The sequence below is a fragment of the Marinomonas sp. genome (assembly GCF_965225885.1).
Lineage (GTDB): Bacteria > Pseudomonadota > Gammaproteobacteria > Pseudomonadales > Marinomonadaceae > Marinomonas.
In genome coordinates, this window is record NZ_OZ245329.1 from 598,881 (window position 1) to 620,582 (window position 21,702).

The 21,702-nt window shown below is 42.2% G+C and carries 20 protein-coding genes; 2 read left to right on the forward strand and 18 right to left on the reverse strand.

The features are described from left to right. Window positions 1–122: 122 nt before the first annotated feature. The 11 genes from ACO05V_RS02730 to ACO05V_RS02780 form a co-directional block, all read right to left on the reverse strand. Window positions 123–1,109, reverse strand: a complete 987-nt coding sequence (locus ACO05V_RS02730) for a hypothetical protein (protein WP_421847254.1) — start codon at window positions 1,107–1,109, stop codon at window positions 123–125. After that, window positions 1,106–2,695, reverse strand: coding sequence for a hypothetical protein (locus ACO05V_RS02735; RefSeq protein WP_421856849.1), 1,590 nt, complete (start codon window positions 2,693–2,695; stop codon window positions 1,106–1,108). Before ACO05V_RS02735 ends, ACO05V_RS02730 begins: the two co-directional genes overlap by 4 nt. Then, complete coding sequence (locus tag ACO05V_RS02740; protein ID WP_421847256.1) at window positions 2,668–3,915, reverse strand: metallophosphoesterase; 1,248 nt, start codon at window positions 3,913–3,915, stop codon at window positions 2,668–2,670. Before ACO05V_RS02740 ends, ACO05V_RS02735 begins: the two co-directional genes overlap by 28 nt. Before the next feature lie 28 nt (window positions 3,916–3,943). Beyond that, window positions 3,944–4,999: a DNA cytosine methyltransferase gene (locus tag ACO05V_RS02745; RefSeq protein WP_421847258.1), complete on the reverse strand. Its 1,056-nt coding sequence runs from the start codon at window positions 4,997–4,999 to the stop codon at window positions 3,944–3,946. A gap of 318 nt (window positions 5,000–5,317) precedes the next feature. Then, entirely contained in the window at window positions 5,318–6,145 is an 828-nt protein-coding gene (locus ACO05V_RS02750) for a sulfite exporter TauE/SafE family protein (RefSeq protein ID WP_421847260.1), read from the reverse strand. Between the two features lie 43 nt (window positions 6,146–6,188). Further along, window positions 6,189–7,781: a gamma-glutamyltransferase gene (gene ggt / locus ACO05V_RS02755; protein WP_421847262.1), complete on the reverse strand. Its 1,593-nt coding sequence runs from the start codon at window positions 7,779–7,781 to the stop codon at window positions 6,189–6,191. Between the two features lie 58 nt (window positions 7,782–7,839). Further along, the gene (locus tag ACO05V_RS02760) at window positions 7,840–8,535 is read right to left on the reverse strand and encodes an ABC transporter permease (RefSeq protein WP_421847264.1); all 696 of its coding nucleotides are present in this window, start codon (window positions 8,533–8,535) and stop codon (window positions 7,840–7,842) included. Between the two features lie 13 nt (window positions 8,536–8,548). Next, complete coding sequence (locus tag ACO05V_RS02765) at window positions 8,549–9,247, reverse strand: ABC transporter permease (protein WP_421847266.1); 699 nt, start codon at window positions 9,245–9,247, stop codon at window positions 8,549–8,551. Window positions 9,248–9,414: 167 nt separating this feature from the next. Then, window positions 9,415–10,251: a transporter substrate-binding domain-containing protein gene (locus ACO05V_RS02770; protein WP_421847268.1), complete on the reverse strand. Its 837-nt coding sequence runs from the start codon at window positions 10,249–10,251 to the stop codon at window positions 9,415–9,417. Between the two features lie 88 nt (window positions 10,252–10,339). Then, entirely contained in the window at window positions 10,340–11,008 is a 669-nt protein-coding gene (locus tag ACO05V_RS02775) for a GntR family transcriptional regulator (RefSeq protein WP_421847270.1), read from the reverse strand. Window positions 11,009–11,270: 262 nt separating this feature from the next. Next, window positions 11,271–12,116 carry an SDR family oxidoreductase gene (locus ACO05V_RS02780; protein ID WP_421847272.1) on the reverse strand — a complete coding sequence of 282 codons (846 nt, stop codon included), beginning with the start codon at window positions 12,114–12,116 and terminating at the stop codon, window positions 11,271–11,273. Between the two features lie 83 nt (window positions 12,117–12,199). Between ACO05V_RS02780 and ACO05V_RS02785 the strand changes: the two genes are divergently transcribed. After that, window positions 12,200–12,613: a winged helix-turn-helix transcriptional regulator gene (locus ACO05V_RS02785; protein ID WP_421847274.1), complete on the forward strand. Its 414-nt coding sequence runs from the start codon at window positions 12,200–12,202 to the stop codon at window positions 12,611–12,613. 77 nt (window positions 12,614–12,690) lie between these two features. On the opposite strand, the gene gmhB is transcribed toward ACO05V_RS02785, so the two are convergent. From gmhB to def, 7 genes are all read right to left on the reverse strand, one after another. Continuing rightward, window positions 12,691–13,248, reverse strand: a complete 558-nt coding sequence (gene gmhB, locus ACO05V_RS02790) for a D-glycero-beta-D-manno-heptose 1,7-bisphosphate 7-phosphatase (protein ID WP_421847276.1) — start codon at window positions 13,246–13,248, stop codon at window positions 12,691–12,693. Between the two features lie 69 nt (window positions 13,249–13,317). Continuing rightward, entirely contained in the window at window positions 13,318–13,791 is a 474-nt protein-coding gene (ybaK, locus tag ACO05V_RS02795; protein ID WP_421847278.1) for a Cys-tRNA(Pro) deacylase, read from the reverse strand. Window positions 13,792–13,821: 30 nt separating this feature from the next. Beyond that, a complete protein-coding gene (locus ACO05V_RS02800) occupies window positions 13,822–15,270 on the reverse strand; it encodes a TrkH family potassium uptake protein (protein WP_421847280.1) in 1,449 nt (482 codons plus the stop codon). A 93-nt stretch (window positions 15,271–15,363) separates the two neighbouring features. Continuing rightward, window positions 15,364–16,737, reverse strand: coding sequence for a Trk system potassium transporter TrkA (gene trkA, locus ACO05V_RS02805; protein WP_421847282.1), 1,374 nt, complete (start codon window positions 16,735–16,737; stop codon window positions 15,364–15,366). A gap of 405 nt (window positions 16,738–17,142) precedes the next feature. Further along, window positions 17,143–18,513, reverse strand: a complete 1,371-nt coding sequence (gene rsmB, locus ACO05V_RS02810) for a 16S rRNA (cytosine(967)-C(5))-methyltransferase RsmB (RefSeq protein ID WP_421847284.1) — start codon at window positions 18,511–18,513, stop codon at window positions 17,143–17,145. Continuing rightward, window positions 18,510–19,526, reverse strand: coding sequence for a methionyl-tRNA formyltransferase (fmt, locus tag ACO05V_RS02815; protein ID WP_421847286.1), 1,017 nt, complete (start codon window positions 19,524–19,526; stop codon window positions 18,510–18,512). The genes rsmB and fmt overlap by 4 nt, the downstream gene beginning before the upstream one ends. Window positions 19,527–19,611: 85 nt before the next feature. After that, entirely contained in the window at window positions 19,612–20,127 is a 516-nt protein-coding gene (gene def / locus ACO05V_RS02820; RefSeq protein WP_421847288.1) for a peptide deformylase, read from the reverse strand. A 256-nt stretch (window positions 20,128–20,383) separates the two neighbouring features. Between def and dprA the strand changes: the two genes are divergently transcribed. Then, window positions 20,384–21,697 carry a DNA-processing protein DprA gene (gene dprA / locus ACO05V_RS02825; RefSeq protein WP_421847290.1) on the forward strand — a complete coding sequence of 438 codons (1,314 nt, stop codon included), beginning with the start codon at window positions 20,384–20,386 and terminating at the stop codon, window positions 21,695–21,697. The last annotated feature ends 5 nt before the right edge of the window (window positions 21,698–21,702 follow it).

A 21,702-nucleotide genomic window follows, 5' to 3' on the forward strand; every position in this document is an offset into this window, starting at 1 on the left:
AATTCGTGAACTGGAAAAGGCTTGAGAATAATATCTAATCTAAAATTTGGTGTAATTACTAAATAAAATAGTCATAAATCTGATAGAATATCCCTAGCTTTTAAATGGATTCTTTTTTAAGATCAATTAAATTTAAAGCTACCGAAATAACTTCCAGCCTTACTACTCGAATAATTTTCAATATTATATATTTGAGGGTAAGCGTGGACTATTTGAATTTCTCTATGTTGGATACATACAATCATAGCTCCTAATACTTGAAGCTTAGTTCCATTAGCACTAACGATAATATTATATTTTTCTTTGTATTTCATATAAAGCATTTCTAGCTTATTTTTAGTATCCATAGGGTCTGAAAATGAACTCTCAACTCTCTCTATTATATTATATTCATCAAAAATAGGTGCATTTTCCCTATTACTTATGATTTTTGTTTCTTTATTTATCTGTTCGTCACCCTGACCTATAATTATTAATTTATCAGGTTCAATATTTTTTAAAATAATTTGAGATCTTTCACCTTCATGACCTATAATCATTATTAATAAAGATTCTTTTCTAGTTTTTTGATTTCCATTAAATCTTGGTATAGGTGATATTTTTCTAACCCCCTTTGTCAACCAACCGTTTTTTTCTTCTGTAGAATAACTTTTAGGTGATGTATATATAAACTCTATAGATGTATCTACTGATCTGATTTGTATAAGGTAATCTATGAGGCAAATTAAGCGATCTCTTGGAAATGTTGAAATATCAATTAAAAAACCATTAAATGTTTTATTTTCCTTAAATAAAATTTCATGGATGTCTTTTAGAAACTTTACAGGCTCATCTCTGTTTGCTATTACTTCCATCGATTTTTTTGTTGATATTTTTTCAACATATGTTTTTAATGTAGCTTTGTTTTTAATATAAAAATTATTACTAAGGTATTCTTCTGATGAAATTTGAATTGAGATGTCAATTTTATTTTCTAAAAAAGAAAAATCGATAATAGATAAACTTCTCTCTTCATAGCTGCTATGACAAAATAAAAAATATGATTTCTTATCTAATGCAGTTACATCATTTACTCTATTTATTTCAATGCTAATATTAGAATCAATCATAATAAAGAACCTTGCATTTCATTTTCAATAGGTTTTTTAGAAGATTTTTTGGCTGAAAATTTCTTTAAAAATTCATCAGTATTCGTTGCAGCTAACTCAATATCATCTATGTTTATTTCATAACGCCCTTGCATTTTCACTCCAAGATTTCCTTTAGGGGCAAGCCTTTTATTTAATGAAAAAGTTGGAAGTCTTCCTTCTGAATGTGTTTTAGATGGGTAGTCAATATTTCGTCTCTGCAGTATTGATTCTCTTACAGCTATATCCAGAATTGATTTTGAAAAGGAAGGGCTGAATAAATCACCTTTAATAGCTACAGCTATAACTTCAGCATCTTTTACATCACTATATAATCTATTTGAAAATAAACGAATAAGACTATTTGATAAATTAATAAGGTGTGTACTAGTAATATCAAATTCACATTGAGATAACGTACTAACGTCTCCTGCTGTTTCTCCAAGACTTCGAAGCATGTCATTTGCATACTCTCTAATAGTTATATTTTGAACATCTTGCCTTATTTTTTTGTTAGGTTCTGGAGTCCAGTTTCGATCTAGGGCTGATGAAACTATTCGGCTATTAAGCTCAAGAAATTGTCTGAAAATGCCGGAAGAAAGGTCTATTATCGTATTGGGACCTGAATATAAATGTTCAATTTTTTTTGATTTAAGGTGTCTAAAATATCTGGCATCACCTTGTTTTGACCATAAGCTTGAGAAGCTTTCAGGTCTTTTTTCCATACCCTCATACTCTTCTAATGCAATTTTTCTCACTTCATTTCTTATGTTATTTCCATTAGACCAGTTATTATATAACGATAAATACTTTATTTCATCTGGCCAGTTTGAAGCTTCAATACGTTTATTTGCAATTTTAACAACAGTACTTTTATAGTTTCCTTTAGCTCCCTTTTCAGAGCTTAAGCCTCTATCATGCCATTGAAGTGGAATATGATCATAATCATCACCTTCTCTATATGTAATTCCGTCACCAGCTAAAAAATTCTTTTGTCCTAATGTCATTAAACCATACTTAAAACAAACAAGCTCATGTGATCTCTCTCTAGCAACTTTAAATATAAAGCCTTGTTGTTCAGCTGTTAAAGTATCAAAATCATCTAGTAGTAGAAAAAATGGCGCTGTAAGGTTTAATGCTTTATAGATTTTACCTAATATTTTTTTCAATGTATTAGATATTGAAAGTCTTGGATTAAACGAAATGGGGGTTCCCCCAGGAAGCAAAGAGGCTACATGTTGATCAATATCTGCAATAAGTTCATCACAAATATCTGATGTCAGTTCGGAAAGTTCTTCCCAATTAGTGATACTTAAAAATTCATCACAATTTAATGTACGACTAAGTGATTTTGATATAGTGGTACAGATTTTTTCTTCAATATTTGAGTCTTTTATCAATGGAAAAATTGATTTAATAGTATCTGATAATAAATATAATGAAATTCGATGATTAAATAGAGCCTCTCGTCTTAATTTCTCTTTAACTACTTCAAAGTCTGATCTGTTAAATCCGGCATTAGATAGTCTTGAGTATATACCTATATAATTTTTTTCTCTCTGAATGATTCTAAAACATTTAAATTATTTTTCTCTACTATATAGGACTGTACTTCAATCGATAAATATCGAAGCAACATCGTTTTTCCTGTTCCTCTTTGTCCTTCTATCATGCTATCAAAGGATTTAGAGATTCTATTAATAGAATTATTTTCATCAACAAATAATTCTGGAATAATATCTGGTGATAATGAGTTTGAAGCAACGTTATCAAAAGGGTTGTCCCATCTTCGTATATTTTTTTCTTGAGGAGATTGTATGATTGTTTTTTCTTTTTCTTTCTTTATATCAGGCAGTCGAATAGGGATGGGTCTACTACTAGATGGATCATGATCCCATCGTCCAGAAGTTGAATGATAGGAAAAAATATCGTTTATTATTTCACGCTTCAGAAAATCCACAGTCAAGACTGAAAAAGATTGTGGCCATTTGGAACCTTGGTATGCAGCTCCAGAAGTAAAGTAACATAAACCACTACCACTAGATTGATAACTTCCAAGTGTTTGATGATTATGTACGTGTCCATGCATATAAATATGTGGACCATTTTCTTGCTCAAGAATAGTAGATATTTTTTCTGAATTCCAATTAGGAAGCCACCCATTGATTGGATGATGTCCAATTGATATAACAAATTCTTTATTAGAGTCTGCACCTTTGAGTGCAGAATTTAGAGCTGCTACATCAACACATAATTTTCCCTCATCATCATTGCCGCAAGATAGAGCTGCTGTATTAAGAGCGACTATGTGTATATCAATATTTTTAATACTTATTTTTGAGGAAGTGGTAAATATTTGATCTTTCCACATACTAATAAAGTTGTCATCTCTTTCACTAGCATTTTGATGCCAGTCCATAAAGGGTTTTATATGACTATGGTTTTTATATATTTTAGATTTTGAAAGTTGAAAGGACTCTTCTGAACTATATGCTAGTCGAAGTGTTTCTGTATTAGCTTCAGTTCTATCCATATCATGATTACCTGGACAGACTAATATTTTTCCTCCAGTAATACTTTGAATTGTTCGTAACCAATCTTCTCCATTTTGAAATTCACTAGGTAGTGCTCGTTGAGTTAAGTCCCCAGTAAAAATGATGAGATCCGTTTTTATTTCGTTTTCATTAAGAGCTTTTGTAATTCCACTAATCAATCTGTCTTGTTCATTATCTATATCAGGATGGCCAAAATGTATATCTGATAAATGGAGAATGTTGAGTTTTGTCATAGTGTCTATCCTTTCACATTATGGCTATTTATATTTGATTAATTAGTGATCTAAATAAGCTTTTGGCTAATAAGGGTGGAACGGCATTCCCTACTTGCTGTTGTTGAAAACCAATTGAACCTTTAAATACAAATTCATCTGGAAATGATTGCAGCCTAGCAGCTTCTCTAACGGATAGCCCTCTGTTTTCTGTTGGATGAATAAGCATGTTTTTTCTATAGTTTCCAATGACTACCGAGGGCTTATCTAGTTCTAGTCTTCTATAAATTCCAGTATGACACCTAGATTTATCTGCATAATTTTCCATTAAATGGTCTGGAATATTTTCCCAATTACCGCCTTGAGGGATTTGTTTGTAACGTTCGATGATTATTTCACCATTGCGTGTCACTAGGTGGTTTGAGCAACCGTTCATCCCTTTACGCATTGACTTTGCGTATCTATTAGTCGCTTTACTCGTATAATTAAGATAGCAAGTAGAAGCTCCATTAGACAATGTAGGGAGGTCAGATATAGCTTGAGATACTGTTATTGGCTTTTTGTGAGAAGCTTCTGGAAATGTATATGTTTTTCCATGTAGTGACCCTACAATAAAAAAACGAGCTCTTCTCTGTGGAACACCAAAGTCGGTAGCATGTAGTAAGTCTACTGATACAGTATAGCCAAGTAACTGAAACTGCTCGATTATTTGATCGACAAATATACCTCCCTCAGTTTCAATAATTCCTCTGACATTTTCGAATACAAACCAATCTGGGCGATAAACCTTCACAGAACGGACAAACTCTTGAAAAAGCCAATTTTTTTCGTTGTCTAAAGATCTAGTTCTTTGGTTAGACGTCGAGAATCCTTGACAAGGAGGGCCACCGAAAACAATTAGACCTTCATTATCTCTGTTCTGAATTTTCTGAGGTTCAAATTTTCTTATATCATCAACGAAAATGCCATATTTAGGCTGATGGTTTGCAAAGTAAGTGGCCGCTGCGTGTTTATCCGCCTCAACTACTTGTTGAACATCTATCCCTGCTCTCCTAGCACCTAATGACATTCCGCCCGCCCCAGAGAATAAATCAATCCCAATCATATTAACTTATCGGATCCATAACATATTAAATACATGTAGCGTATAGGAATAGATTGAATAGTAAAAGTTTGTTTTATATACAATCGTAATTTTCGGTTGGACTTAACAGATTTCATGCGGATTAACCAAGAATTATGGGATTTCAGGAAAATTGAAAATCCCATAATTCTTGAACTCGTTAGTAATTACATGAACTACTGAGTCAATGAATTATGGATTTTCTTAGTTTGATCTACAAAAAAAGCCTTGATGTTATGCATCAGGGCTTTTTTTATGATTCGAAACGCTATTAATCTATCTAGTTACTTTTTTGCTAGCTTAAACTATGCCTGAAACCTGAATTAACATGCGTGTTCCAGTGATAAACAGCACTACAGCGAAGGCGCGTTTGAGAGATTGTTGATTCAGTCTCGCGGCGATTTTTGCGCCTACGGGAGCGAATAAAATGGTCAATGGAATGATGAGGATAAAGGCCGGAATGTTGACCAATCGCCAAGTACCGACCGGTGCATCTGCAGGTGTTTGTCCTATTGCCAGCAAGGTTATTACGCCGGGCAAGGCGATCAGTAGACCAAAGGCTGCGGCGGTGCCGACCGCTTTATGAGCCGAAACATTGAAGCTGGTGAGTAAAGGAACGCCTATGGTCCCACCTCCGATGCCGATCATAACGGACAATCCACCTACCAGAATTGCCATGATCATTTGCCCTACTTTCCCCGGTAATGATTGAACCAGAGCGGACGATTTGGCTCGGAAAAGCATGTTTAGGCTGACAAAAATAGCGATGATACTGAACATCCAAGTCAAGAAGTCGCCAGACACTTTAGTGGCAAAATAACTTCCTACAACGGAAGCTATTAGTATGAATCCGCCCCAAAACTTTAATAAGGGTACATCGACATTGCCTTTTTGATGATGCGAGCGAATGGACGAAATGGCCGTTGGAACAATGGTTGCCAGACTGGTTGCCGTTGCAATGGCCATGGCGGATGTGGGACTGACGCCAAAGTTTTGCAGTAAAAAATACAACACTGGCACAATGACAATTCCGCCGCCAACACCAAATAACCCCGCTAAAATTCCCGCGAGCACACCTGTCGCCATAAGCGCTAGGCCGATAGGCCATATTGCAATAAGTTGATCCATTTTGCTTTCCTAATATTTATTCTGAGTGGTATTGAACTCGACCTTAAAGGCCGAGCGCACAACCATCTTTACGTGGCTCGGAACCACCAAGTAATGTGCCATTTTCCCAATCGATAAAAATGGCTTGAGCGCCGCCGATGGGGGTTTCAGCTGGTACGATGTGAAAGCCCCGTCGTTCTAGTTCTTGAACAATCTCTGCGGGTAACGTGTGTTCGGCTTCGACATTGGTTGATCCGGAAACTGGCATGACTCGTGGCAAGTTGATCGCTTCTTGTATGTCCATTTTGCAGTCCAATATCTTCGATAATAAATGCGCATGCCCCATGGCTTGGTAATAGCCCCCCATGACGCCAAAAGGCATAACTGCTCTGCCATCTTTCACTAACATGCCGGGAATAATGGTGTGCAGTGGTCGTTTATTGGGAGCAAGGCAATTCGGATGCGCAGGATCAACGGAAAAACTTTCGCCACGGTTATGAAATAAGACACCGGATTTTGGCGCAACATACCCCGTGCCGAAGCTGTCAAATACCGAGTTAATAAAGCTCACACAGTTGCGATCTTTGTCGACGATAGAAATATACACAGTGTCGCGATGCACTGGGCCAGCAAACTCTGGCAAGTCTTGAATGGCATGTTCAAGATCGATCTTAGCAGCAAGCTCATCGGCTAATTCGTCTGACAAAAGGTAATCTGTGGGCACTTCGACAAGGTTAGGGTCCGCCAATAGTGCGTCACGAGCGGCATAAGCCAGCCTTGTGGCTTCAATTTCTCTGTGTAACCTATTTGCAGATAAGGCATCTTCTGTGTCTTTAAAACGCGCTAAGATGTTTAAAATCATCAAAGCAATGATGCCTTGCCCATTGGGCGGACATTCAAAAACGTCGTGATCTAAAAAGCGAGTTTTTATCGGCGTAACGTATTCTCCCCGAGCCTTGGCAAAATCTTCTAACGTGTGAGAGCCGCCGATGCTTTGTAAGTATGTCACCATGTCTTCTGCGACTGGGCCCTTGTAAAAGCCTTCTCTGCCCTGCTCTGCAATCTGTCTTAAGGTTGCGCCTAACTCTGGTTGCTTGTGTATTTCTCCGACTTTTGGCGCGCGCCCTTTAGGCAGAAAGATCCGTTTTGCCGTGTCATTTTTAGAGAGCAAAGATTCTTCTAAAGCCCAGTCATTGTGAACTCTGGGCGCAATAGCATAGCCGTTTTCAGCCAGTTGAATGGCGGGAGCGAGCAAGTCTTTAAAAGGCAGTTTACCATGGTCTTTATGTAGCTGAGTCCAAGCATCAATGGCACCTGGAATGGTGATTGCCCAATGTGATTGGCGCTCTACTTTGCTGTCTGGACCTTGTTGAAACTGGTTGAAATCCAAACTTGACGGTGTTTTCCCCGAGCCGTTGTAGGCCAGAATATTGTCGCTGCCTTTTAAAGAAAGCAAAGCGAAGCAGTCGCCCCCTATTCCGGTTGAACAAGGTTCGACGACGCACTGTACCGCGCATGCGGCAATTGCGGCATCAATAGCATTTCCGCCCGCGTTTAATATTTGCGTGGCAATGAGTGTGGCCGTGGGATGAGAGGTTGCCGCCATGGCTTGAGTGGTAACGGTTGTTGAACGAGTTGGTTTCTCAAAATTTCTCATAATAAGTGTCTTTCATCATGTTAAAGAATCATTGTGCTAACGGTTATAAATGATCTGGTTAAGTGCGTTTTCGCATATAAGGCGGTGATAATCGGTACTCTAAAGCGGCGAGTCCGCGAATGATTAAAAAATTGATCGTCAGGTAAATGGCTCCTGCGCAGACAAAAACTTCAATCGCTCGGTAGGTTTCAGAAATTAAGCCATGCGCAATGCCTGTGACTTCCATCAGGGTAACAACGGAGGCGAGAGACGTGCCTTTTACCATCAGAATAATTTCGTTGCCGTAGCTGGGAATCGCTTGTCGCAGGGCAATAGGCAGAACGACTAGGCGCATGGTCAAATAATATGACAATCCAGAAGCGCGTGCGGCTTCTACTAAGCCTTTCGGAACAGATTGAATTGCCCCGCGCAGAATTTCACTACCATAGGCGGCCGTATTGAGGCTTAACGCGAGAATGGCACACCAATAAGGTTCACGGAAAAAACTCCATAGACCAACAAATTGCAGCTCTTTACGAAACTGGCCTAAGCCATAGTAGATAAGGAAAATTTGCAGCAACAGCGGCGTTCCACGAAAAATGGCAACAAAAGAGCTGACTGGCAAAGTAATGAAGCGCTGCTTGGTTTGCATGAGCAGCGCCAAAATCAGCGCCAAAATAAAGCCTAAACTGACTGAAATTGCTGTCAGCTGAAGGGTAATTGGCAGTCCGGATAACAGCTTTGGAATAATAGTGAGGTAAAACGAAAAATCCATGTGATTGCCCTATTCAATGAGAAGTTCGACGTTCTGCGTATTTAAAAATGAACCCTGTCAGGACGGTTATCACCAGATAGAGGCAAGCCGCAGCAATGTAAAACACAAAGGGTTCTCGGGTCGAACCTGCACCAATCTGTGCTTGTCGCATCAATTCCACCAAACCGATAATCGAAATTAGCGCTGAATCTTTTAGAATCAGTTGCCAAACATTCGAAACTCCCGGTAAGGCTAAACGCATGACTTGCGGCATGATGACAAATCGCAACGTGGGCCATTTCGGCAAGCCAAGGGCTTTCGCGGCTTCTAACTGACCTTTATCTAGGGCTAAATATGCGCCACGAAAAATCTCGGCAAGGTAAGCTCCGGAGATAATGGCTAACGCCAACATACCTGTGGCAAAGGTCGGTAAACCGATAAAACCATCCCAACCAAATAATTTACCCGTCGACGTCAGCAAAATGCTGCCGCCGTAGTAGAGCAAATAGATGGTGAGAAGGTCCGGAATACCACGGAATAAAGTGCAGTAGCTGCGACCAAAGATATTTAAAATTCGATACTTTCCGACACGAAACGTAGCAATGACACCGCCAAATAGGATGCCAACCGAGAAACTGGATAGGGAAAGGAGAAGCGTGACTAAAGTGGCGGAAAGTAGGGACTTTCCCCAACCTCCTTCTCCAAAACCAAGAAGATGTAATACATCAATCATATTACGAGCCTTTCTGAAGTTAGATAAATAGGCTTCAAGAAGCGCTATAGCGGGTGACTAAAAGTGACACTAACGGCATTGGTGTGAGTTTTGCCCTAACCTCTCCCAAAGAAGGTTTTCTTTCTCTGACAGAGGAAGAGCAATGATTTCACCCTACTGTTCGTTATTTAGTTGCCAGGTGTGACGTCCACACCCACCCATTTTTCAGAAAGTTGTTTAATGGTACCGTCAGCAATGGCCGATTGAATGGCCTTGTTTAGCTTCTCGCGCAGTTCATCGTCTCCTTTACGAACGCCAGCCCCGACGCCTCGACCAAATAATCCCTCATAAAAACCGGGACCGGCAATAACGAAGTCTTGGAAGCCATCATTTTTTAAGGTCGCGGCTAGCGCAGTGCGTTGTCCATAAATGGCGTCCACGCGACCTGCGGCTAGGTCAAGGTCTTGTTGTTCAGTGGTTTTGTATGTACGGATTTCAATATCATCACCGAAGTAGGTTTTTAGAAATTCGTACAGCGTGGTGGCGGTTTGTACACCGACGATTTTGCCTTTGAGTAATGGGCGTAATTTTTCTATTGCCGCTTTGGCTTTTTCAGGGTTGTTTAACGAAATTTTCTCAGAGCTGATTAATTTGCCTAGCTCACTGTCTTTTTCGACGGCAAAGCTCGAAGGATCAATCGCATAGGGCTGGCTGAAGTTCATCACTTCTAGGCGTTTGTCGGTGATGAACATGCTTGCCATGATGACATCGAATTTGCCCGCATTAAGAGCTGGAATCAAGCCGCTCCAATCCTGAGCAACAATGGTGCAATCCATCGCCATTTTTTTACACAGCACCTTGGCTAAATCCACTTCCAGACCATCTAATTGATCTTCAGATGTGGTGAAGTTCCAAGGTGCGTAAGCGCCTTCTGTGGCAATAGTAATGGCGTTTGAAGCTGCATGAGCACCTTGATAAACACTTAAAGCGAGTAGTGTCGCGATCAGTTTGAGTGACTTGGTCATAACTTGGTTCCTTTTGTTCCTAGCTGTATTTTTACAGTCTTTTAGGGTGTTGATACTGCGGTTTTACCCGTCAGCATCGGTAATCAATCTACGCCGAAGGACGCCGATTGGGGCTTGCATACTCGGCCAGCAAAGGTGCTGTTTCGAGTATGTGTTCTTTAATAACGGTTTCTGCCAGATTCACATCGCCGGATTTGAAGGCGTTAATCAGTTCTTGGTGTTCTTGTCGTGCGCTGATGGGCTTTTCGATGGAATCAAACCAAATACGCATATAGGGCTCGATGATGATGTGTTGCGCGGCAATTTGACGGATAAGCTTTGGACGACCTGATAGACGGACTATGTAGTTGTGGAATTCTTGATGTCGGACGACCCAATCTGTGCCGCTTTTTGAACCTGCAAACTCCATTCTGTCGAGTAGAAATTCTAATTCGGCAATCACATCTTGATCTATGTGCGGCATGGCTAACCGAATAGCTAATCCTTCTAGTACCGAACGAATTTCAAAATTTTCGTAGAGCTCGTCAAGTGTCAGTCCTGCCACAATACAGCTGCGATTAGACCGTAAAATGACCAAGCCATCGCCTGCTAAGCGCCTTAATGCCTCTCTTACCGGCATTCGGCTGACACCGATTTGCGTAGCGATATCATCCGCTATCAGTCTGGAATTGGGCGGATACTGTCCCATTCGCAATTTATTTTGAATGTGGCGGTAAGCTTCTTCTTCTGCTGTCGCAGCTTGATTTGTAAATGGCATGATCACGCTTCCTATCGTTTTTCAAAATTGGATACATTTATCCAAGAATGCATAAATACACTATTCACCAAGTTGTATTTTTTTTGTACACCCCTTTTGGGTAGGTATGGGAGAAAAGCAGAAAGGTATGCGCTTTTTGGAAAGCTAATGATTTGATTTCTATTGGAAAAAGCAGGTTAAGAGAAGGGAGGAATAAAAAAAATGCCATTCAAGAAAGCCTTGAATGGCATTTATAGTCAGCTATTTGTCACCAGAGATTGGCTTATAGCGCAGCTTTGATGCTGTCTTCAATGGACGTGGTTGGACGACCAATTAGCGTTGATAAGTCTTTGCTGTCGCTAAAAAGTGCGCCTTTAGATGCGCCGATCTCAGAGTCTGCAAGAATGGCGGCAAAGCCTTCTGGAAGACCAACGCTTACTAGAATCTTGGTGAACTCTTCTTCTGGAACATTGTGATAAGCCACATCTTTACCAGCGACTTTGCTAACAGCGGCTGCGTATTCGCTTAGTGTGAAAGCATTATCGCCGGCTAGTTCATACACTTTGCCAGCTTGTCCGTCTTTTACTAGTACCGCAGCAGCTGCGGCTGCGTAATCGGCACGGGACGCTGTTGCCAATTTGCCGTCGCCTGCGCAACCGACTTGGCCATGTTCAATGGTCGCTGCTACGCTCATTGTGTAGTTTTCTGAGTACCAGCTATTGCGAAGTAATACATAAGGCACGCCAGAATCAGCCAATAGCTTTTCTGTTTCTACGTGTTCTTTTGCAAGGATCAAAGGCGAGGTGTCGGCTTTTAGAATACTGGTGTAAGCAATCAATTGAACGCCAGTTTGTTTCGCTGCTTTAATCACATTGCTGTGTTGAGCGGTACGTTGGCCAACTTCGCTGGAAGAGATTAACAATACTTTCTCGACGCCTTGCATGGCCGCAATAAGGGAATCCAAATCATTGTAATCGGCTTGGCGAACTTGAATGCCCTTTTCTGCTAAATCTGCGACTTTCTCTGGGCTACGAACCGCAGCCACGATTTGCTTGGCTGGTGTCGTGTTTAGAAGATTTTCAATAACCAAACGACCAAGTTGGCCAGATGCGCCAGTCACTAAAATCATAATATTCTCCTTTGTGTTTTAAGTTGATGGCAGTAGAATATCTTACTAACAAACTTTTAGTAAGTACGAACAAAAAGGTAAGTATGGAAAATATTTTACAAGATTCCCAAAACGGCATGTCGCGCTTATTTGAAAAAGGCGACGTGTTTTCAGACAAATGCCCTTCCCGTGATATTTTGAAGCACGTCACCAGCCGGTGGGGCGTGTTGGTGTTGTTTGCCCTGAAAAATGGTGAGACACAACGCTTTAGCGAATTGCGTCGTAAGATCCTTGGCGTCAGTGAAAAGATGCTTGCGCAAACCCTTCAAGCGTTGGAATTAGACGGCTTTGTTTTACGTACGTCTTATCCTGTGGTGCCACCTCATGTGGAATACAGTCTGACGGAGTTAGGGCTTGAAGTGTCTGTTCGGGTTGCCAGTTTAGCGGATTGGATTGAAGATAATATTACCGATATCTTGGCTGTACAGTCACAACGAAGTGAAGAGTTAGCCTCTTAAATAGCAATATTTTCATGTACTAAATTGAAAGTGAATACTCACATTTTCTATCTGGATGTTGAATTAGCTGAATCCGCTTAGCTGTATTTGTGCAGTGTCGCAATGGTGAATGCGGCAAGATCTGTATAAACGCTGAATGGGAAATCTATCGTCTTGTACTGCGTTTCACGGCCCTTCCCTGTTAAAACCAATACTGGTGAGCAACCACGCGCATTTCCTGCCTGAAGGTCTCGTAGAGAGTCTCCGACCATAATAGCGGGATGATCTTTGAACGATAAACCTAACTCTGCTTCAATCGCTTCAATCATGCCGCTTTTGGGCTTGCGACAGTTGCAGTCATCATCTGGTCCATGGGGGCAATATTGGATGCCATCCACTTTACCGCCCTCTGCTTCGACTAGCGCGGTCATTTTATCATGCATGGCATGTAATGTGGCTTCGTCATAATAGCCGCGAGCAATACCAGATTGATTGGTGACCACAAAGACTTTAAAACCTGCTTTAGACAATGCCGCAATGGATTTAATGCTGCCTGGAATCGGCTGCCATTCCTCGACAGATTTCACATAAGCGTCTGAGTCTTGGTTAATGACGCCGTCTCGATCTAATAAAATAATGGGTTTAATTTGCGCCATGGGAATGCCTTTTTTAAATTGAGAGAGTCTTTAAATTAAGAGAGTAGATTCGCAGTGTTATCTTTTATGCTATTTGGTTTCGCCAATCGCCGCAAAGATGGCGTTGCGACAAGCGCGGCTAAGATCGTTGGGCGCTAGGCCGATATCTAGCCCTCGCTGTCCGCCGCTGACATAGATTTTCTCAAACGCCTGCGCACTTTGATCAATGCAAGTCACGAGACTTTTCTTTTGCCCTACTGGGCTGATGCCGCCAACCAAATATCCTGTGAGTCGCTCAGCATCTTTCACGTCTGCCATGTGCAATTTTTTTACGCCTAGCGCACTGGCCGCTCGTTTTAAATTTAAAGTGCCAGTGACTGGCACAATAGTAACAAAGGTATTTTTGTCGTCCGTGACTAAGAGAGTCTTGAACACACAAGCTGGATCGAGACTAAGTTTCTCTGCGGCCTCTTCGCCAAAATTAGAGCAATGCGGATCGTGTTCGTATTCGTGAATACTATACTCAATCTTCAGTTTTTTAAGCTGGTTGATGGCTGGTGTCACTGTCTTAATCCTTCTAATTTTTACCGTTCTCTATTTTTGCCAGAACATTGGTGTGAACAATACCAACAGGGTAAAGACTTCCAAACGACCCAACAACATAGAAAAACACAGCATCCATTTTGCAGGATCACTGACACTGGTGAAACTGGCAGCCACGTCGCCCAAACCTGGACCTAGGTTATTCAATGTTGCCGCAACAGCCGACCAAGCCGTTACCTGATCCAATCCTGTTGCCATTAGGCCAATCATCAGCACCACGTAAACCAATAAATACGCAGAGAAGAATCCCCAGACTGCAGATACAACTCGTTCATTGATCGCCTTGCCGCCAACCTTAACCGGAATGACGGCATTTGGGTGGATCAAGCGTTTGATCTCTCGCATTCCTTGTTTAAGGATCAAAAGGATACGAATAACTTTCATGCCGCCACCGGTTGAACTGGCACAGCCACCGACAAACGAGGTGACGATCAACAAGAATGGCAAGAAATGTGGCCAGCTAGCAAAGTCGGATGTGCCGAAGCCCGATGTCGTTGCGATAGAAACACTTTCGAATACCGCATAGCGTATTGAGGTACTCCAATCATAAGTCGATGTCATGGCAAGTACGAGCGTTGACAAGATGACCGTGCAGGAAAGAATCAATAAAAAGAAACGTGCTTCCGGATCTTTAAAATAATGCCATACACTTTTGTGACGCCAAGCGTAGAAGTGCAGTGCGAAGTTAAATGCTGAGACAATCATAAAGAAGGTACAAATCATTTCGATAGCGACACTATTGAAGTAACCGATACTCTCATCATGAGTGGAGAAACCGCCGATTGCGACAGTCGAGAAACTATGGCAAATCGCGTCGAACAAACTCATCCCTGCGATCCAATATCCTAAGGCACAAACGCTGGTCAAGGTCGCATAAATATACCAAAGGGCTTTTGCAGTTTCGGCAATGCGTGGCGTCAATTTGGTGTCTTTTACTGGCCCTGGCGTTTCAGCACGATACAGCTGCATACCACCGATTCCCAACATAGGCATGATGGCAACGGCCAACACGATGATACCCATACCACCTAACCAAGTGAGTAACTGACGATAGAACAAGATGGATTGAGGTAAAGCATCAATGCCAGTGAGGATGGTTGCCCCAGTGGTAGTTAACCCTGAGATGGATTCGAACAAGGCATCAGTAAAGGTTAAGTCTGGTGTTTCAGCCAAGAAGAAAGGCACCGAACCGAACAAGCCCAGTACCGTCCAAAACAACACGGTGACCAAGAAACCATCGCGAATTTTTAACTCGCCACGTTCATTTCGAACCGGGAACCATAGAAGAAAGCCGCCTAATAAGTTCACGCCCAATGCATAAAGAAATGCATTGAGTGCGCCATCAGAATAAATCAAAGAAACGATAATAGGTGGAATCAGCGACACACTGAACACCATTACCAATAATCCGATGACACGTAAAATAACACTAAAATGCATACTTGCTTCCTAGAACCCAACGTCATTCTTGTGCCGGGTCATTGTTAAAAATCAGGTGAAGCCATCGAGGCAAGCTTCTATTTTTGCTAAACGTTAGAAGAAGGATAAACCCACTTGGAATAGCTGTTCTACCGCTGGAATTTGTTTTTTGTTGGTCACGAATATGATGACGTGATCTTCTGCTTGGATCACTAGTTCACTGGTAGCGACAATCAAATCATCTTCACGAACGATGGCGCCAATGGTCGCACCTTCAGGCAAGTTCAAATTGGCAATGCTGCGGCCAACTACTTTTGAAGAACGATAATCACCGTGTGCGACTGCCTCTAATGCTTCTGCCGCACCTTTGCGCATCGAGTGAACGTTGACCACGTCACCGCGTCGGATATAACTTAATAGCGAACTGATGGTGGTTTGTTGCGGCGAAATCGCAATATCGATCATGCCTTCTTGAACGATGTCGACGTACGCTGGGTTGTTGATGATGGTCATAACCGTGCGAACGCCAAGTACTTTGGCCAACATGGACGACATGATATTGGCTTCATCATTGTTGGTTAAGGCGCAAAATACGTCAGTGGATTCGATGTTTTCTTCCAGCAGCAGTTCCTGCTTAGACGCATCGCCGTTTAGCACAATTGTGTTGTCCAAGGTTTCGGACAAATAACGACAGCGCTCTGGATCGCGTTCGATGATTTTAACGCGGTATTCTTTTTCCAAACTCTGCGCTAAACGTTCCCCAATGTTACCGCCGCCGGCGATAATGATGCGTCGGTAAGGAACGTCCAATGGACGCAGCTCACTCATCACATCTAAAACATCTCGTTGAGCCGTAAGAAAGAAGACTTCGTCGTTGGCGCGAATGTGAGTATTGCCGTCAGGAGAAATCGATTTACCATCACGATAAATCGCCGCAATACGCGTTTGGATCGACGGCATGTGTTCTTTCAAAAAGCTGATTGGCTGATCGATCAGTGGACCGCCCTTTTCTGCTTTGACGACAACAAGCTGTACTTTGCCTTCCGCAAATTCCATCACCTGCAACGCGCCCGGATAACGAATCAAGCGGCTTAAATGTTTCGTCACTTCTTTTTCTGGGCTGATACGAACGTCCATCGGGATGGCGGTATCAACAAAAAGTTCTGGGTAATTAGCATAGGCACTAGAACGAACACGACCAATTTTAGTTGGCGTTTTAAATAGCGTGTGCGCAATCTGACAGGCGATCATATTGGTTTCGTCTTGGTTGCTCACCGCTATTAGCATGTCGGCATCGTTGCAACCAGCTTGATCTAATACAGCCGGATGTGAACCACTGCCTTCAACTGTTTGAATGTCGAGACGATCTTGCAGCTCTCTAAGGCGAGTTAAATCTGTATCAATGACGGTAATATCGTTATCTTCACTTGCCAAGTTTTCCGCAAGCGTGGCGCCAACCTGCCCCGCGCCTATAATGATGATTTTCATAGTCTGCCTTAGAGCGTGATGTGTTTTCGGCTCTTTGTTTAGTGTATTAATTCAAATGTCAAAATTGAGTCGAGCGATCAATCGAGCGTGCATATTTTTTGCTCGAATCAAGTAGAGCAAGTTTACCCACTTAAGGACAATTATTTAACTTGAACTTGATAAATACTCGTAATTATTTTGGATGATCGTGTAATGAGATTTCTTTTGTTACTTATCGAGTGTTGAAACTGAGAGACAGGTTCGCAATCAGCAAAGGATAATATTAATTGAACGCAAAAAAATGCCCAACAAACTGTGTTTCATGTGAAACAATTTGTCGGGCTTTTTTATAAAACGATCTATTTTTCAGTCGTTTTCCGTAGGTGATCTGTGCCTGTTTTTTTGATTCCTATTTGCTAGGAAGGCTTAAGCTTTTTGCAGAAGGCAGTAGTAGAAACCATCGTGACCATCCGCATGGGGAAATAATTGTCGACCGTGACTAACCGGAATTCCCCATTCTACTGCAAGATCCGGCGCCAAAGAATTTAACGCGACTTCTTTTGCATCTTCTTGGTTTGCTAAGAAGTGCTGAATTTGTTGTTCGTTTTCTTCTGGCATCAAGGAACAAGTTGCGTACAACATGAAGCCACCAGATTTTAACGTTGTCCAAACCTTGTTAAGAATCTCTCGCTGGATGATAACCAGATCATCAATGTCAGCTGGCTTTCGATTGATCTTAATGTCTGGGTTACGACGAATAACACCCGTCGCCGTACAAGGAATGTCGAGTAGGATTTTGTCGAAATGCTCACCATTCCACCATGCATCCAAATCGCTCGCATCGGCACAAATTAGATGAGCAGAATAGCCAAGGCGTGCCAAATTGGATTCTATCTTTTCCATGCGCCATGGCTCTAGCTCAACAGCAGTCAGTTCCATTGAGCTTAATCCAGCAGAGTTTGCTTTCTCTAACAAGTGGCCTGTTTTTCCTCCGGGCGCAGCGCAAGCATCCAATACTTTTTCGCCGTTTTTAGGCGATAAAATTTGCGCAGAAAGTTGAGCTGCTTCATCTTGAACGCTAACAAAGCCGTCATCAAAACCTGGTAACTCTGCTACACGAACGGCATTTCTTAGATACAGAGCTGAGTCTGAAAACTTACCTTCATCTGAGTCTATACCCAGATCCGCAAGCTGCTCCTTGTATGTTTCACGTGAAACCAGACTCTCGTTTACGCGAATACACATCGGCGGATGTGTGTTGCTGGCTTCGATAATATCTTCAAGATGCTCTGGCCAATGTTTGTTAAAACGCTTAACCAGCCATTTTGGCATGTTGAATTCTACGGAAGGCTGGGCTTCTAAAATCTCAACTATATCGTCTGCTTCTCTTTGGTAACGACGAAGCACTGCATTCATTAATTTGGTGGCCCAGTCTTTTTTCAAGATTCGACACGCTTCTACTGTTTCGTTTACGGCGGCATGATCTGGAGTATTCATATAGGTTAATTGATACAAACCTAAAAGTAAGACAGCGTATAAATCTGTGTCCTTTTCTTCAAAAGGATGCGCCAATAAATGCAATGCAATGCTGTTTAGTCTTGGGTATTGACGACACACACCGAAGCATAATTCCTTGAGCATTGGAGCATGTTCGCTTGCGACATCTAATTGATGACGAGCCAGTTGCGTACTAAGCGAACCTTGTTGAAGCAGGATATTGGTGATGACTTTAACCGCAACTTGGCGAGGGCTTTGCTGGCCTGCGTTGGATGAGAAGCTTTCGTCATATTGGTTCATGCTGTTTGCTCACACTTGTTTTCACTTTCATTAACGCCAAGACGTTGACCAATTTCTAGGGCGGCTTTATGTTTACCATTTAAGGCATCTTGCACTTTCAGGCGTTTGCCACCAGCAAATTGGATCTCAGTAATTAGGATAGAACCTTGCCCCGTGGCAACAATAATACCCTCTTTGCTAACCACCAAAATATCACCTGGCGTAGACGCTTCGTCGCTTACGCTGGCAATGTGTGCCGCATGGATTTTCATCACACCAGCAAGACTATTGGTGTAAGCCACTGGCCAAGGAGATAATCCACGAATTTGACGCTCGATTAATTCTGCCGAAGATGCCCAGTTCACATCGCCCTCTTGCTTGGTGAGTTTAGCGGCGTAGCAAGTAAGGCTTTCGTCTTGTTGCTCAGGCACTAATGTGCCGGCTCTGAACTTTTCTAGAGCTTCAATTAATGCACTTCCACCCAGAACCGCTAAGCGATCGTGTAGCGTTTCTGACGTGTCTGTTGGTTTGATATCACAGTATGCTTTTAACAGCATATCGCCAGTATCCAAGCCAACATCCATTTGCATGATGGTGATGCCGGTTTCGCTATCGCCAGCAATCAAAGAACGATGGATAGGAGCAGCCCCGCGCCAGCGTGGTAGCAGAGAAGCGTGGACGTTGATGCAACCAAACTTAGGCGTATCCAATACCACTTTTGGCAGGATGATTCCGTACGCGGCGACAATCATAAGGTCGGCTTCTAACGCTGCCAGTTGTGCTTTGTCTTCATCAAGTTTGAAATTCAGCGGCTGATAAACCGGAATATCGTTGGCGATAGCAAGTTGTTTAACAGGGCTCTGAACCAGTTTTTGACCACGACCTGCTGGACGATCTGGCTGAGTGTAAACGCCGACTATCTCATACTGGCTTTCAGCGTTCGAATCTTTCATCTTTGTTAAGAGTGCTTGCAGGCTGGCCGCTGCGAATTCAGGTGTGCCAGCAAAAACAATACGAAGTGGTGAGGTTGGCATTAAAGGTTCCTTAACAAAAAATCAGGCCAAAGCCTGATTTTATAATACGAGTATCAATGTTCTTTTGGCTAAACAGAGCGTTTTCCTAGCCTTGTTTTAGAGCCAGCTTGTGGGCTTTTTCTAGTTTGCTCTTAATGCGATTGCGCTTTAGAGGCGTTAAATAATCGACCATCAGTTTGCCATCTAGGTGATCAACTTCATGTTGAACACAAACCGCCATTAACTCATCTACTTCTAAAGTGAATGGTTTGCCGTTGCGGTCTAATGCTTTCACTCTGACTTTCGCCGCACGATAAATGTGCTCGTAAAAGCCAGGGACAGACAAACAACCTTCTTGGAATTCATTTGGCTCGTCGTCCAATATTTCGAATTCTGGATTAATAAAAACGATGGGCTCGTTACGTTCTTCAGAAAAATCCATCACCACAAGACGGTGGTGATAATCCACTTGAGTTGCTGCTAAGCCCAAACCGTTTTCGTCATACATGGTATCAAGCATGTCGTCGATTTTTGTTTGTAGCTCGTCAGTGAACTCGGTAATTGGCTTCGCAATTTTGCGTAAGCGTTTGTCTGGGTATTCAAGTACAGTTAAAACAGCCATGATCTTTTCCAACGATGTGTCTTTGTTCATGAGTGGAGAGGTTCTCTCCTACTCTTTTCATTACGTCTATTGTAACGCAAGTCTGGCCGTTGAGCAGTCTTCTCATGGCGGTTTTTTGGCCAATATGATTGAATAGCCTCCATAGCCAAAGACTATTCGCTCTTGGTTTTGTATTTTAAGTACTCTTATTTTGTTTTTTTAAGTAAACGTACGGGCAAGGAATGCCCATGTTTAACTCGCAAGGAAGCCACTTATCATGTCTACCTCTAACACCTCAGGCTTGTCGAAAACCGATTGGTTATGCCTAAGTTTCTTATCTGGCATTGGTCCATCTCGACTCTCACGTCTTTATACGTATCTCAGTCAACTTGATCATCATGCATTAATGGATGATGCTGAGAGCTTTCCTTTATTTAGTAATGAAGAACTAAACGATGCAAGTTCCCCAGAGACGATAACCTATGATTTGTTGATCGCCTTAAAGTGGCCAGAGATTACCGCGCGTCAGGCCATGGATTATTTTGCCACTGGCATGCTTACCAAAGAACAAGAAACCAAACGTGACGAATCCTTAGCTTGGTTGGAAGAAGCCGATCACCACTTAGTACTGCAAGAAGACGAACACTATCCCACGGCCTTAAAAGAGATCTCCGTCGCGCCGGCGTTTCTTTATGTAGAAGGTAACCGAGATGCCTTGTCATTGCCGAAAATCGGCATTGTGGGAGCGCGCAAATGTACGCGTTATGGAAGAGATGCCACCTTTCAATTTGCCGAGCAACTATCGGCTCGTGGCATTTGTGTGGTGAGTGGCGGCGCTATGGGTGTCGATACTGCAGCTCATCAGGGCGCTTTATATAACAAGACAACACCAACTATTGCGGTAATGGGAACTGGCTTGTTTCACCGCTACCCACACCACAATCGCAAGATGTTTAAAGAAATCCTAGAAAAAGGCGGCGCATTAATAAGTGAATACCCACTATCAACTAGTCCGCGACCTCACCTGTTTCCGCCGCGGAATCGAATTATCAGTGGTTTAAGTATGGGCGTGCTGGTATCAGAGGCTTCTATCAAAAGTGGTTCATTGATCAGTGCGAGTTATGCCATCCAACAGAACCGAGAAGTGTTCGCCTTGCCCGGTCGTTTGATTGATCCCCAATCAGAAGGTTGTCATCAATTACTTCGACAAGGTGCCACCTTGGTTCGTCATGTAGATGATATTTTAGCCGAGTGCTCAGAACTGTCCTGTGCTTCTATAACTAAAATAATTAAGACCGCTAAAAGCTCGACCGCTAACAAAAATAGTAAAAAACAACCATCTGAAAATAGAAATCAAACTGCTGAAAGCACACCTATTTTAGTGTCGAATCAGGTGCATGCTTTACCGGAATCTACGTCCGATAGCGCAAAGGCAGTTATTGTCATTATGGAACAAGAAGCACAACCTATGGATTTTGATGCCTTGATTCGCCAAAGCAAAATGGACGCAGGATTGATGATGCAGGTGTTAATGGAATTGGAATTGTATGGCTGTGTGGAGAATCGAGAAGGTCTGTATTGTCGTTGTTGAATATA

Coding starts and splice junctions, on each gene's coding strand:
- gmhB (WP_421847276.1), bottom strand. CDS start 13,248: ATGGCGCAAATTAAACCCATTATTTTATTAGATCGAGACGGCGTCATT.
- ACO05V_RS02745 (WP_421847258.1), bottom strand. CDS start 4,999: ATGATTGGGATTGATTTATTCTCTGGGGCGGGCGGAATGTCATTAGGT.
- trkA (WP_421847282.1), bottom strand. CDS start 16,737: ATGAAAATCATCATTATAGGCGCGGGGCAGGTTGGCGCCACGCTTGCG.
- ACO05V_RS02750 (WP_421847260.1), bottom strand. CDS start 6,145: ATGGATCAACTTATTGCAATATGGCCTATCGGCCTAGCGCTTATGGCG.
- ggt (WP_421847262.1), bottom strand. CDS start 7,781: ATGAGAAATTTTGAGAAACCAACTCGTTCAACAACCGTTACCACTCAA.
- ACO05V_RS02780 (WP_421847272.1), bottom strand. CDS start 12,116: ATGATTTTAGTGACTGGCGCATCTGGCCAACTTGGTCGTTTGGTTATT.
- ACO05V_RS02760 (WP_421847264.1), bottom strand. CDS start 8,535: ATGGATTTTTCGTTTTACCTCACTATTATTCCAAAGCTGTTATCCGGA.
- def (WP_421847288.1), bottom strand. CDS start 20,127: ATGGCTGTTTTAACTGTACTTGAATACCCAGACAAACGCTTACGCAAA.
- ACO05V_RS02785 (WP_421847274.1), top strand. CDS start 12,200: ATGGAAAATATTTTACAAGATTCCCAAAACGGCATGTCGCGCTTATTT.
- ACO05V_RS02770 (WP_421847268.1), bottom strand. CDS start 10,251: ATGACCAAGTCACTCAAACTGATCGCGACACTACTCGCTTTAAGTGTT.
- rsmB (WP_421847284.1), bottom strand. CDS start 18,513: ATGAACCAATATGACGAAAGCTTCTCATCCAACGCAGGCCAGCAAAGC.
- ACO05V_RS02740 (WP_421847256.1), bottom strand. CDS start 3,915: ATGACAAAACTCAACATTCTCCATTTATCAGATATACATTTTGGCCAT.
- ACO05V_RS02765 (WP_421847266.1), bottom strand. CDS start 9,247: ATGATTGATGTATTACATCTTCTTGGTTTTGGAGAAGGAGGTTGGGGA.
- ACO05V_RS02775 (WP_421847270.1), bottom strand. CDS start 11,008: ATGCCATTTACAAATCAAGCTGCGACAGCAGAAGAAGAAGCTTACCGC.
- ACO05V_RS02800 (WP_421847280.1), bottom strand. CDS start 15,270: ATGCATTTTAGTGTTATTTTACGTGTCATCGGATTATTGGTAATGGTG.
- dprA (WP_421847290.1), top strand. CDS start 20,384: ATGTCTACCTCTAACACCTCAGGCTTGTCGAAAACCGATTGGTTATGC.
- fmt (WP_421847286.1), bottom strand. CDS start 19,526: ATGCCAACCTCACCACTTCGTATTGTTTTTGCTGGCACACCTGAATTC.
- ACO05V_RS02730 (WP_421847254.1), bottom strand. CDS start 1,109: ATGATTGATTCTAATATTAGCATTGAAATAAATAGAGTAAATGATGTA.